Origin of the sequence: Paenibacillus sp. 32352 (assembly GCF_002042965.1) — a bacterium.
Lineage (GTDB): Bacteria > Bacillota > Bacilli > Paenibacillales > NBRC-103111 > Paenibacillus_S > Paenibacillus_S vulneris.
Map to the genome: position 1 here is coordinate 18,576 of NZ_MZNT01000026.1, position 11,870 is coordinate 30,445.

The following is an 11,870-nucleotide window of genomic DNA, read 5'->3' on the forward strand; positions in this document are numbered from 1 at the left end:
TTTTGCGCCTATCGAAGGGCGAACCAGAATCGACATAAGAAGGGAGGCAGCACGGATGAAGAAGAATTGGAAGCATCGAAACAATAACCGAAATGTAGCTCTGATCTTGATCGGAGTCGGGCTGTATTTGCTCCTGGATAATCATTTCGGCTTTTTCACCGTGTTGGCTCTCTTGTTCATTCTTTACGGCATTAATAAAATCCGGTCCGCCTCCGTACGCAAAGGCTATATATTTATCGGCATCGGATTGGTCATCCTGATCGGAGGGAACCTGTCCCTTCTGCTGGCCGTAGTGCTAATCTCGCTCGGCTTCTTCTATATTCGCTCCAAGCAGCTTCAGCGGGGCGATGATTATGTCAGGAAGCAGAGTCTGATCGAGAGCATCCGCTGGGGAAGAGAACCGTGGGTGCTGCGCAGCAGCTCGATATGGAACGTGCTCGGCGAGCTTCAAATCGATTTGACCTATGCCATCCCGGAGCAGCAGGAAACGACGATCGTCCTGCAGGGCGTAATTGCCGATGTGGATATTATTGTTCCGGAGGATATGGGCGTCTCCGTCACTTCCTCGGTCTTGTTCGGTCAATCCGATATCGGACCGCTGAAGGAGGCAGGGGCGTTGAACAAGACGGTATGGCAGTCGCCGAACTACGAAACCGCGGACATGCGAGTGAAGCTTCTTATCTCTTATGTCGTTGCCGATGTAGATATTAAAATCGTGTAATGCAACAAATTGCAGCAGTAATCTCGTTTATAACTTTGAAACAGATTGATAACAATGGAGGCCGAAATGGATGGAAGGGCATGACAAACGACTGACCAACATGATATGGCGAAGCATGGGCGAGTCAATTATACTCAGCCTTCTTTTGTTTGGGGTCATCGTGTACTTCCTGAGTTCCAACGGCTATATCAATGAATTTACGACTTGGCAGGAGGGTGTGCGGCTCAGCCTGACGGTCATCGCTATCGTTACGGTGATCGGAGGCGCTTACGGGCTGTGGAACAGCAGCAAGACCAAACGGCGCCTGGAGCTGCTTCGCGAGGTGATGATTTCCTTGGAAAAAGGAAACTTAAGCCGCAAGGTCCCTCCTCTCGGAGAGGATGAAATCGGCAGGCTCGGCGAGCAGTTGAACCAGATTACGAAAAAATGGGAGGAGCAGGTAACCTCCCTCCAGCGCTTGTCCAGCAACAATGCGCAGCTGGCGCAAAAGGCGAAGTATTCGGCTATCGTGGAGGAGCGGCAGCGGCTGGCTCGGGAATTGCATGATGCCGTCAGTCAGCAATTGTTCGCGATCTCGATGACGGCTACAGCGGTTGGAAGAACGCTGGACAAGGACTTCGACAAGACCTTGTTCGAAAAGGCCAAAAGGCAAATTCATCTGATTGAGGAAATGGCCTCTGTGGCTCAATCGGAGATGCGCGCGCTGCTCCTTCATTTGCGTCCTGTCCATCTGGAAGGGAAGCGTCTTGCGGAAGGCTTGCTGGAGCTGCTTCAGGAGCTGATGGCCAAAGTTCCTATGGAAATCTCCTGGGAGTTGGAGGAGGACGTCAAGCTGCCCAAAGGGATCGAGGATCATTTGTTCCGGATCGTGCAGGAGGCGATGTCGAATGCCCTCAGGCATTCCAAGGCTACCAAGCTGGAAGTGCGGTTGACTCAGCCTTCCAGCGATGCGATTCGACTGCTGATCCGGGATAATGGCGTAGGCTTTGATCTCGATGCGAAAAAGCATGCTTCTTACGGTATTGTGACCATGAAGGAACGCGTGAATGAAATCGGCGGGTCCTTGAATTTGATAACGGCGCCGGGCAAAGGAACTCGGATTGAGATTCGGGTGCCGATTTTGACGGAAGGGGGAGAATTGGATGGAGAACGAGATGGCGATTAAAGTTCTATTGGTGGATGACCACGAAATGGTTCGGATAGGTTTGGCAGCGGTGCTGAGTACGGAGGAAGATATTGAGGTTGTTGGCGAGGCCAGCAATGGTGCGGAGGGTATTAGACTGGCTCAGGAATACAGGCCGGATGTCGTCTTGATGGATCTGGTTATGGAAGGAATGGACGGAATCGAAACGACCCGGCGGCTGCTTCAGCTGTACCCCGAGTGCAAAGTAATCGTTCTGACAAGCTTCCTGGACGATGAGAAGATGTACCCGGTTATTGAAGCGGGAGCCTTCAGCTATTTGTTGAAAACCTCTCGGGCTGCGGAAATTGCACAAGCGATCCGGGCTGCGGTAAAAGGCCAATCCATCCTTGAATCCCAGGTGGCTTCCAAGATCATGAACCGGTTCCGACAGCCGAAGGCTGCCGCTCCTGCTCACGAGGAGCTGACGGAAAGAGAGATGGAGGTGCTTCGTCTGATCGCTTCCGGCAAGTCCAATCAGGATGTGGCGGATGAGCTGTTCATCGGCATTAAAACGGTCAAGTTCCATGTAACGAATATTCTTGCCAAGCTTGGTGTCGAGGATCGTACGCAGGCGGCCATATATGCCTTTAAGAACGGTCTGGTAGAATAGGGGCGGCAATGCCTTCCCAGTAGATGCGCCATACTCCTTCCAGCCGCTGTTCGAATTGGGGCCGGCCATAATAAAATAATTGGAGAAAGCAGCCATCCATCAAACAAAGATAGGAGGCCAGCAGCTCTTCGACGGGCTCATCGCGGATGAGTCCTTTTTGTATTCCTGTCGAAAAGATTTCTTGTAGAGGGGCTGTAAAAAGACGCTCGATTTCAATAAATTTGTGCTGCAGCCGTTCTTGAAGAAAGGTAGGGGGAAACAGCATCGCTCTGCGCAGGAAGGTGATTTTTTCCTCGCTGACCAAATAAGTATCGCAGGAGTCCCTAAGAATGGCAAACAGCTTCTCTTTCACCGGGTAGTCGTGAATGGATTCCAGCAGCTGGCCGACGCGGGCGGCATGTTCTTGAAGCAGCTCCTCGAAAAGCCGGAGAAACAAGTCTTCCTTGCTGCGAAAATGAGCATAGAGCGACGGCGTCTTGATTCCCACGTCCTTGGCGATTTCCGATAAAGGGGTGCCCTCATACCCGTTTTTTGCAAAATGGCGTAATGCAGCGGCTTTAATCGTACTAGAAGTCATGATCAGAGCTCCGTTTCTTTATGATAAGTAGTTCTTATTAATGTTAATTATAATAACATAATACCAGCTGGTGAATGATATCTGCAAGAGTCATTAAAATTTATGTTATTTTATTTAACACTGGATATAGCTGATAAATAGAATAGGAATGGTATGAAAAAGGGAAACATTACATTGGGCCGTATCCACATAAAGGATAGTCATAAACCTATGAATGGAAAGGGTTTCGGGTGCTTGCCAGGAGAGGGATTTATTTATTGACCGAAGGCAAAATATTTTCTGATCCAATAATTATTGTGAATCATGGGTAGAGAAGTTCACATATTCGGGCAGAGAATGGAACGGACAGAGGAGCCAGACAGCCTTAGAGACCATCGGGCCGTCATTCGACAACTAGCGGATAGATAGAGGCTGTCGAAATCCTCAAAGAGGCTCTGAAGGCGGACGAGCTTGACGAAACCTCATACGGTTCGACTCTGTGAGACAGGCCGATTGGTGAAATAAACATCTTTGTCGGGGGACATGTTCAAAATGTGATTATTTCCGGGGAAATTGACAAAATTCACGGTCTCTAAAAAGTGGCGAAAAGAAACGATGGTAGGCAAATAATCCAAAGATAAACCCTATCTTCTGCTGACAGTGATCTTTTTTCTAAAGAAGAGGCTGTTTTTTTGTGGAAATGTCGGAAACAGTGAAAGAAAATCGCGCTTTGTTTCGTCTATATATAGAGAGAACAAAATAGGAACTGGCGTTTAAGCGCCTTGGATATATAGTAGTTAGAGTTGTGGATGAGCGTGGTCCAAATTAGAGTCGAAAAGGGGAGAGGGAGATGGCGGTTATTATAGCCGAAAGGACAAGGGGAATGGAATTCGAGACCCTGCCATGCAGGGAGAAGGCCGTTCACCTTCGGCGCTATGAGGAATATTGCTATCAAATCGCTTTCTACTTGCTGAATAATGAAAAGCAGGCGTCGGAAGCGGCAGAGCACGCACTTATGGAGCTGTACAGGTGCAGGGAATGGTTTGACATGCCTGATAACGCCAGGCAAGCCAAAGCTAAGCAAGCTGCGCTGATGCAGGCTTTGGAAAGCAAAAAACGCGGCTTAAGCCGCGCCTTATAAATATTGATTAATGAGGATTCCGTTAAGAGGGATGGAGAAGTAGGTGTGCACCTGGCCTGCCTCCCATTGTCGAAAGCGGTATTTCGTTATCGTCTTGAATTGCGGCTGTTCTTTGTCGAGAAGCTGCTCCGGCGGAAAGGCAAGAAGCCGATCGGCCGTTTCAGATAGAATAACGGCCAGCTCGCCGGTCCGTGACGCGTCGACCTGATGGGGAACAGGCATATCCATGAGTGACGCGGCTTCTCCGTCTGATTGTCGAAGACCAAGCTCCTCCCATAGTTCTGAAGCGGGCTGGCTGAGCGCCTCCTCCAGCGTCTTGCTGTCGATATAGGTAGATGCTGAAGTCAATGCTTGATGAAGAAGAATATAGCTTTGGACCAGCTCCTCAACCTGCTGTTGACGGAAGGTGGTCTTTTGTTCTTGTTCAGGGAAGGCAGGGTCTTGCTCATCCGTTGCTTCCCACTCCCGATCATACTGTCGAGTCAAGGCCTCGACAGATTCCTTCGCTTCGACGGCGGCGGTCAAGACATGGGATAAGCTTAACGCAGCGGCGAATGCGAATGGTTCGAAATCATGATGGAACGCATGGGACGAGATCGATGGCGGATTGAAGAAGGGTGAAGACCGACGCGAACGGCGCTTCCATAGATCCTCTCCGGAATGCCATAAGGCATTGGTACGGTATGTACGAGCCACTTTAGATAGCTTGGCCAGCATGCTTGAACACCTCCGATGAATAATGAGAAATGGATTGGTTTTATTATACCTAATGTTCCATCTTACGTAAATTGGAACTTGACATAATTATTAACGCTACTGTATGATATAGAATTAACTTGGAAAAAGGGGCATTTTGTCATGGATTGGGTACAAACGGCCGTCATCGTGGTTGTTATTATCGTCTGCGTGCTGTTTCTTGCCTTCGTCGGTAAAAAGTATTTGAAATAATAGCACACCCTGCCGTCGCTTCATAGTATAAAGTAATTCTTTATTCTAGGGGGCGAGGCCAGTGATCCGAAAGCGAATTCCGCGTCGGGACGATAAAGTGATACTGGAGCTGGTGGAGCTGCTTCTGTTACCCTATGCAAGACTGACCCAACCGGATTTGCGAGTGACGCTTCCATTGATCCGGGATCGGATGAAGGGTAGCAGCACCTATGTCGCATGCTCGGGGGGCCGGGCGGCGTGCGGGTTCATTACGCTCCGTGAGGACAAGGAGGTCATGATCATCGACATGCTTGCCGTTCATCCAAGAGCGCAGGGCAAAGGAATGGGTTCTAGGCTGATGGAGCACGCGGAGCGTTCAGCCGTGCTGGCCGGAAAGAATGAAATTCGGCTGTGGGTAGATGATACGAATACGCAGGCTCAGCGCTTTTATGCCTCCAAGGATTATGTACCGGTTCATTACAACAGCCTGATTCGCTGCTACCAATTGTCGAAGCGTATCCATTTGAAGAAGTAACCTTTTTAAACCTAATAGGAGGGTCTTCGCTGCGGATGGGCGGGACCTTTTTTACCGCGCATACCTTAACTAAAGCGTCAGCGCAGTGATAATGCCTATCATCCCTCTATGAATGATCGCCATATGTCGATAGACGGGACCTCGCATAATGGAAGGGATACGTTTCGCGAACGGATGGTTTATTGCATTACCATTTCCGGGGATAGTAAGGCAAACAGACTGTCTTCCGCTTGATGCAAGCCTCGGCGGAGGGAGGAGCCCTCCCGTCCGCCGAATGCCGGACTCAGCTCTTGCTGAATCGCTTAAACGAGCAGGAACAAAAGAGCAATTAGGGAAAGATCCAGCGCGATTCCTCCGCCAAAGGGCGGAATGCCGAATCCGGGTCCAGGCCCGGGGAAGGCGGACAGCTTGGCTCTTGTTTTCGCTTTGATCCTTGTTTTCCTCGATTTGATGCTGTTGGAGCCGGACCTTTTGGAGCTCGAGGAGCCGACGGTCGAATCGGCTGCGGCTGCCTGACGGTTCAAAATGATTTGACCGTTTTCATAAGCGCTCAGTACACCAACCATTTCGCTGCCGTCTCTTAGAATGACAAGCACAGGCTTGCCGAAATGTTCCCGGCACGTGTCTTCGTTAATGGGATGAATATGTCTCATGAATGTTTACACCTCCGTCATCATGTACACTCTAGTCTATGCGTAACGTGTATGTGCGTTTGGATAATGGCCTAGAGGTTACGCGCCTATTTTGCATGATGAGGGCATTGAATCCTGAGCCAGTTTTCGTTATGCTTAAAGAGTTCATGACTTTGATTAGTTAAAGCAATAAAAAATACATAAGAAAGAATGATGAGAAGATGACCAATACGGTGTTTTTCCTATTCGGTGCTACGGGCGATTTGGCCCGCCGCAAGCTGTTCCCTGCAATTTATTGCTTGTACCGCGAGCGTAAGCTGGGGGATCGCTTTGCCGTGATCGGTTTGGCGAGACGCTCAAGAACCAATGAGCAGTTTCGTGAGGATGTGCTGGAATCGATCAAAGAATTCGCTCGTTATAATGTAACGAAGGACGAGCAGTGGGAATCCTTTGCAGAGCACTTTGAGTACATGTCCCTGGACATCAACAATCCATCGGCGTTTAAAGATCTGCGTGGCTTGGCGGACCGTCTTGACGACAAATTCGACGTAGGCGGCAATCGCCTGTTTTACCTGGCGTTGGCACCTGAACTGTTCGGCAGTGTTTCTCATAACCTGCAGGCAGGAGGCTTGCTTGAAACCTCCGGATGGGCGCGCCTGGTCATTGAAAAGCCATTCGGCTACGATCTGCCTTCCGCAGAGAAGCTGAATGCAGAAATTCGGCAAGTATTCGATGAAAAAGATATTTACCGTATCGACCATTATTTGGGTAAAGAAATGGTTCAGAACATTAGCGTCGTTCGATTTGCCAATGCGTTCTTCGAGCCTTTGTGGAACAACAAATATATTGCCAACATTCAAATTACTTTAAGTGAAACGGTTGGCGTCGAGGAGCGCGGAGGGTATTACGATCACTCGGGTGCTCTGCGCGATATGGGCCAGAACCATATGCTGCAAATGCTGGCCATGATGGCAATGGAACCGCCTAGCCGTCTGTCGCCGGAAGATATCCGCGACGAGAAGGTCAAAGTATTCCGTTCGCTGCGGGGCTTCCAGAATGCTGCTGAGGTCCGGGCCAATACGGTTCGCGGACAATATGTGGCGGGAACCAACAAAGGCAAGCAGGTTCCAGGGTACCGCGAGGAGGATTCCGTCAATCCGGAGTCGACGACCGAAACCTATTTCGCCGCGCGCGTATTCGTGGACAACTTCCGCTGGGCGGGCGTTCCATTCTACATCCGCACCGGCAAAAGGCTGCCTGTCAAAACGACGGAAGTCGTTGTCGAATTCAAGAATGTGCCTAACAATGTGTACCTTTCGAAGAAGCATAAGCTCGAGCCGAATCTGTTAGTGTTCCGGGTAAACCCGATGGAGGGCATTTACTTCAAAATGAACGCGATGCAGCCGGGATCCGAAGGCACGATTGTGCCTGTTGCCATGGATTTCTGCCAGAGCTGCCAGGTCGGCCTGAATACGCCGGAGGCCTACGAGCGTTTGCTGCATGATGCGGCACGCGGCGACTCCACCTACTTTACCCGTTGGGATGAAGTGGCGCTGGCTTGGAAGTACGTGGACAAGATCGCCGCGGCATGGGGAGAGCGCACGGATAACCTGCATCTGTACCCTGCCGGAACATGGGGGCCGGATCAAGCTCAGCAGCTGCTGTCTGAGGACGGCTTCAAATGGTGGCCGGTTAACGGACAGGATGAGGGAGAAGTGGCTTGGGAGTTTACACAGCGTTAAGCCGTTTATGTCAGCAGGACAAGTGAAAATCGCAGGGCCGTACATGCATAAGGGTACGAGCCCTGTTTCTTTTGTCGAAATCTTACCTGCGTTAATGCTTTAGTGAATCTCCCGTGCATTGAAAAAGTGTGCATACATCCGGATAAACAGATATAATAAAGAAACGCATTTCATGGTAAAATGAACGTTGAATAAAATGATGGCATGATTCATACTCAGGGGGAATACTTCTATGTCCCGTCGGGCTTTTATCCGCTGGATGCTTGGATTGCTTGTCCTTATAGGGGCGGCTTTTACCGGACTGTTCAAATTGCTTCAGCGATCGGAGGACACGCAGTTGGCAGCGCAGCCGAGTACAGACTCGGAACCGAGACTCGCAAAGCAGGAGCCGCCGGAAGCTAAACCGGAGCCGGCCAATGACAAGGATCCGTTATTTTCATTTATGATATTAAGCGATCTTCATATTTCGGTATATGATCCCAATACTATCAAGCATATGAAGGAAGCCCTAGAAGATATGAAGCAATTCGAATCGCCGATTGAAGCTTTGATCATCACAGGCGATCTGACGGATTTCGGAGGCGCGGACGGCTACAAGGAACTTCAGAAGCTGCTGTCGGCCTATAAGCTGCCGCCTATCTACGCGAACATGGGCAATCACGATTATTACGATATTTGGGTAGACAAGAAGGGGGCATTCAATAAAGAAACGATGCCCAACGGGAAGACGGATTGGCAGGCGCGCGAGCGGTTCCAGAAGTTTTTTAATCTGGACAGCATCTACAACGCCGCGCAGATCAACGGGTTCCCTATCATCCTGCTGTCACAGGAAGCCTACGTCCAAGAGAAGCCGGAGGTCGGCGAAGGGGCCTGGTACTCCGATCAGCAGCTGGATTGGTTCAAGAATCAGCTGGCTCAGCATAAGGACGGCAAGCCGATCTTCGTCATGACCCACCAGCCGCTGCCGCCTATCGGCTCTGACGGAGGAAGTCATCAGCTGATCCCCGCGAAGAAGTTCCGCGAAATATTGAAGCCTTACAAAAATGTATTCGTCTTTTGCGGACACCGGCATCAGGATTTCCAGAACGGCGCAGAGCATTATGTGAAGGAAACGTTCCATTACTTCCATAATTCGTCAGTCGGCAGGGTTTTGAACCGGAATTATGAAAATGCCGGGAAGGAAAAATCGCAAGGCTTATATGTTCAGGTGTATAAGGACAGAGTTACCGTTCGCGGCCGCGAGTTCAGCAAGCGAGCCTGGCTGAAGGAAGCGGATTGGGGCCTGAAGCTAACTTAACGATAAGGAAGGAATTACAGAAGCTTATGAGCATGGATACCAAGCAAAAGATGATAGAAGAGGTTGAAAAGCGCCGTACCTTCGCTATTATTTCTCACCCCGACGCGGGGAAAACGACGCTGACCGAGAAGCTGCTGCTCTTCGGGGGAGCGATCCGTTTGGCAGGTACGGTAAAAGGCCGCAAGGCAAGCAAGCATGCGACTTCCGACTGGATGGAAATCGAGAAACAAAGAGGGATCTCGGTTACATCGAGCGTAATGCAATTCGATTATTCTGGACATCGTGTCAATATTCTCGATACTCCAGGTCACCAGGATTTCTCAGAGGATACTTACCGTACGTTGACTGCGGCGGATAGTGCGGTCATGCTGATCGACTCGGCCAAAGGGGTCGAGGCGCAGACGAAGAAGCTGTTTCAGGTATGCCGCATGCGGGGCATCCCGATTTTTACATTCATTAATAAAATGGACCGTGAAGGGCAAAACCCGTTCGATCTTCTTGAGGAGCTGGAGCAGGTGCTTGGCATCCGATCTTATCCGATGAACTGGCCTATCGGCTCCGGCAAGCAATTTCGCGGCGTATACGACCGTAAATTAATCCAAGTCGAGCTGTTCCAGGGAGACGATCATAAGGAGATTCAGGTTCGCAAGGTTAGCGGATACGATGACCCTGTGGTGAAGGAAATTGCGGGAGACTTCTTCTATGATCAGCTGGTGCAGGATTTGGAGCTGCTGGACGTAGCGGGTGACGAGTTTGATTATGAGAAGGTACGCAGCGGCGAGCTGACTCCTGTCTTTTTCGGCAGTGCCATCAACAATTTCGGTGTGCAAACATTCCTTGAAAACTTCCTGCAGCTGGCGCCGAAGCCGACGCCGCGCAGCAGCAGCGAAGGCGAGATTGATCCGATGAACGAGAAGTTTACCGGGTATATTTTCAAAATCCAGGCGAACATGAACCCTGCTCACCGTGACCGGATTGCGTTCTTACGCATTTGCTCCGGCAAGTTCGAGCGCGGAATGTCCGTTAAGCATGTGCGGGCAGGCAAAGATATCAAGCTGGCTCAACCGCAGCAGTTCCTCGCGCAGGACCGCGACATCGTGGAAGAGGCTTATCCGGGGGACATTATCGGGCTCTTTGACCCGGGAATTTTCCGGTTGGGTGACTCCCTCAGCCAGGCCGGCAATGTCGAATTCAATGAGCTGCCGACGTTTTCGCCGGAGCTGTTCTCCAAGGTAACCGTGAAAAATGCGCTCAAGCATAAGCAGTTTCAAAAAGGTGTCGACCAGCTGACGGAAGAAGGAACGATCCAGGTATTCCGTACGATCGGATTTGACGATTTGATTCTTGGCGTTGTCGGCCAGCTTCAGTTTGAGGTATTCGAGTACAGGATGAAAGCGGAATACGGTGTAGACGTTCAGCTTCAGCGCACGAACTTCCAGTTTGCGAGATGGATTATCGATGATCAGATCGATCCGGGCAAGTTCCGCATTAACTCCCAGCTGGTTCGGGATAAGAACGACAACTATGTCGCCTTATTCGAGAGTGAGTATGCGATGCGCTCAGCAATGGAAAAAAATCCGAACGCGAAATTTTTGGAGAATGCTCCCTAAGGGTAAAAAAAGATACAAACAAAATGCTTACTAAGCTAAATTAAGGAAATGGCAGGTGGGTGGCTGCATGCAGCATATGGGACCGACTTTGGGAATAGTCCTGCTGGTTGGATTCATGATTTACCGCAGGACCAAGCGGACGATCGGCTTGCAGAAGATCGTACGTTCCAGGCTAATGTTTCGGATCATCCTGTTCAGTCTGCTGGGTTGCGTGTTTCTATACCTGGGAGTCCTTCACCCTATTAACCTTATAGCTGATGGAGTGGGTCTGGTCTGCGGCCTGGTGCTGGCGCATTATGCGATCAAGCATACGCAATTCGAGCAGCAGAGCGATGGAATGTATTATCGTACGCATCTATGGGTTAATATGGCAGTGCTTGCCTTATTGGTGGGCAGGATTGCTTACAGGCTGTTGGTGATGCAGTCTATGGGACCCGATGCGTATGACCCTTCCGCGAATCCGATGCAGATGTACGGGAAAGATCCTTGGACGATCGGTATCTTCTTCGTGCTTGTATCGTATTACATTCGATTTTTTACCTTTTTGCTGGCAAAAGGAAAGTAATCCAAGCTGGTTTTTGCATGAGAAAAAGTATTGTGGCCCGATCCGAACCGGATCGGGTTTTCTTAACAGTATACAATTTATAAATTTCGGGGCTCCCCGCAAAGCCTGAATCAGCTCCGAAGCCAAGGCCCCACTTTGTGGGGTCAGATTGTCGAGAAACCTATAAGGCTTGAACTATTGCTAATATACTACGGTGGGGTATGCCCCTCCAGCCGCTGTTGAAACCCGTGAAAGGGATCAGATTTAGTGGTATTTTCACGGGTTTCAAAGGCGGACGTAAACTCTTCCGAGGAATACCCCACCTCCATATTTAGCAAAGTTCTCGCAAAACTAGGTTTCTCGACAGACTCA

The 11,870-nt window shown here is 50.1% G+C and carries 12 protein-coding genes; 9 read left to right on the top strand and 3 right to left on the bottom strand.

The window, feature by feature from the left end:
• Positions 1 to 55: 55 nt before the first annotated feature.
• The 3 genes from liaF to B1728_RS35240 all read left to right on the top strand — a co-directional run bounded on the left by liaF (position 56) and on the right by B1728_RS35240 (position 2,514).
• Positions 56 to 721: a cell wall-active antibiotics response protein LiaF gene (gene liaF / locus B1728_RS35230; protein WP_079915081.1), complete on the top strand. Its 666-nt coding sequence runs from the start codon at positions 56 to 58 to the stop codon at positions 719 to 721.
• 70 nt (positions 722 to 791) lie between these two features.
• A complete protein-coding gene (locus tag B1728_RS35235; RefSeq protein WP_079915082.1) occupies positions 792 to 1,886 on the top strand; it encodes a sensor histidine kinase in 1,095 nt (364 codons plus the stop codon).
• Positions 1,864 to 2,514 carry a response regulator gene (locus B1728_RS35240; protein WP_028548883.1) on the top strand — a complete coding sequence of 217 codons (651 nt, stop codon included), beginning with the start codon at positions 1,864 to 1,866 and terminating at the stop codon, positions 2,512 to 2,514. Before B1728_RS35235 ends, B1728_RS35240 begins: the two co-directional genes overlap by 23 nt.
• On the opposite strand, the gene B1728_RS35245 is transcribed toward B1728_RS35240, so the two are convergent.
• A complete protein-coding gene (locus B1728_RS35245) occupies positions 2,492 to 3,091 on the bottom strand; it encodes a TetR/AcrR family transcriptional regulator (RefSeq protein ID WP_079915083.1) in 600 nt (199 codons plus the stop codon). The genes B1728_RS35240 and B1728_RS35245 overlap by 23 nt on opposite strands.
• Positions 3,092 to 3,920: 829 nt before the next feature.
• On the opposite strand from B1728_RS35245, the gene B1728_RS35250 reads away from it, so the two are divergent.
• Positions 3,921 to 4,211 carry a hypothetical protein gene (locus tag B1728_RS35250; RefSeq protein WP_144028111.1) on the top strand — a complete coding sequence of 97 codons (291 nt, stop codon included), beginning with the start codon at positions 3,921 to 3,923 and terminating at the stop codon, positions 4,209 to 4,211.
• Here the strand turns inward: B1728_RS35250 and B1728_RS35255 are convergent.
• Positions 4,206 to 4,928, bottom strand: a complete 723-nt coding sequence (locus B1728_RS35255) for a hypothetical protein (RefSeq protein ID WP_079915084.1) — start codon at positions 4,926 to 4,928, stop codon at positions 4,206 to 4,208. The two genes, B1728_RS35250 and B1728_RS35255, sit on opposite strands and share 6 nt — an antisense overlap.
• Positions 4,929 to 5,220: 292 nt before the next feature.
• Here B1728_RS35255 and B1728_RS35260 point away from each other — a divergent pair, with 292 nt between their 5' ends.
• Positions 5,221 to 5,673 carry a GNAT family N-acetyltransferase gene (locus tag B1728_RS35260; protein WP_079915085.1) on the top strand — a complete coding sequence of 151 codons (453 nt, stop codon included), beginning with the start codon at positions 5,221 to 5,223 and terminating at the stop codon, positions 5,671 to 5,673.
• Between the two features lie 302 nt (positions 5,674 to 5,975).
• Here the strand turns inward: B1728_RS35260 and B1728_RS35265 are convergent, their stop codons facing one another.
• Positions 5,976 to 6,326 carry an LSm family protein gene (locus B1728_RS35265; protein WP_079915086.1) on the bottom strand — a complete coding sequence of 117 codons (351 nt, stop codon included), beginning with the start codon at positions 6,324 to 6,326 and terminating at the stop codon, positions 5,976 to 5,978.
• A 200-nt stretch (positions 6,327 to 6,526) separates the two neighbouring features.
• Between B1728_RS35265 and zwf the strand changes: the two genes are divergently transcribed.
• From zwf to B1728_RS35285, 4 genes are all read left to right on the top strand, one after another.
• A complete protein-coding gene (zwf, locus tag B1728_RS35270) occupies positions 6,527 to 8,047 on the top strand; it encodes a glucose-6-phosphate dehydrogenase (protein WP_079915087.1) in 1,521 nt (506 codons plus the stop codon).
• Between the two features lie 232 nt (positions 8,048 to 8,279).
• Complete coding sequence (locus B1728_RS35275; protein ID WP_079915088.1) at positions 8,280 to 9,344, top strand: metallophosphoesterase family protein; 1,065 nt, start codon at positions 8,280 to 8,282, stop codon at positions 9,342 to 9,344.
• A gap of 32 nt (positions 9,345 to 9,376) precedes the next feature.
• Entirely contained in the window at positions 9,377 to 10,954 is a 1,578-nt protein-coding gene (locus B1728_RS35280) for a peptide chain release factor 3 (protein WP_144028112.1), read from the top strand.
• A gap of 67 nt (positions 10,955 to 11,021) precedes the next feature.
• On the top strand, positions 11,022 to 11,519 hold the full coding sequence (locus tag B1728_RS35285) for a CcdC protein domain-containing protein (RefSeq protein ID WP_079915089.1): 498 nt from the start codon (positions 11,022 to 11,024) through the stop codon (positions 11,517 to 11,519).
• Positions 11,520 to 11,870 lie beyond the last annotated feature (351 nt).

Bases quoted from the DNA above. Each gene is read 5' to 3' on its own strand.
- liaF (WP_079915081.1), top strand. From the start codon at position 56: ATGAAGAAGAATTGGAAGCATCGAAACAATAACCGAAATGTAGCTCTG.
- B1728_RS35235 (WP_079915082.1), top strand. From the start codon at position 792: ATGGAAGGGCATGACAAACGACTGACCAACATGATATGGCGAAGCATG.
- B1728_RS35240 (WP_028548883.1), top strand. From the start codon at position 1,864: ATGGAGAACGAGATGGCGATTAAAGTTCTATTGGTGGATGACCACGAA.
- B1728_RS35245 (WP_079915083.1), bottom strand. From the start codon at position 3,091: ATGACTTCTAGTACGATTAAAGCCGCTGCATTACGCCATTTTGCAAAA.
- B1728_RS35250 (WP_144028111.1), top strand. From the start codon at position 3,921: ATGGCGGTTATTATAGCCGAAAGGACAAGGGGAATGGAATTCGAGACC.
- B1728_RS35255 (WP_079915084.1), bottom strand. From the start codon at position 4,928: ATGCTGGCCAAGCTATCTAAAGTGGCTCGTACATACCGTACCAATGCC.
- B1728_RS35265 (WP_079915086.1), bottom strand. From the start codon at position 6,326: ATGAGACATATTCATCCCATTAACGAAGACACGTGCCGGGAACATTTC.
- zwf (WP_079915087.1), top strand. From the start codon at position 6,527: ATGACCAATACGGTGTTTTTCCTATTCGGTGCTACGGGCGATTTGGCC.
- B1728_RS35275 (WP_079915088.1), top strand. From the start codon at position 8,280: ATGTCCCGTCGGGCTTTTATCCGCTGGATGCTTGGATTGCTTGTCCTT.
- B1728_RS35280 (WP_144028112.1), top strand. From the start codon at position 9,377: ATGGATACCAAGCAAAAGATGATAGAAGAGGTTGAAAAGCGCCGTACC.
- B1728_RS35285 (WP_079915089.1), top strand. From the start codon at position 11,022: ATGCAGCATATGGGACCGACTTTGGGAATAGTCCTGCTGGTTGGATTC.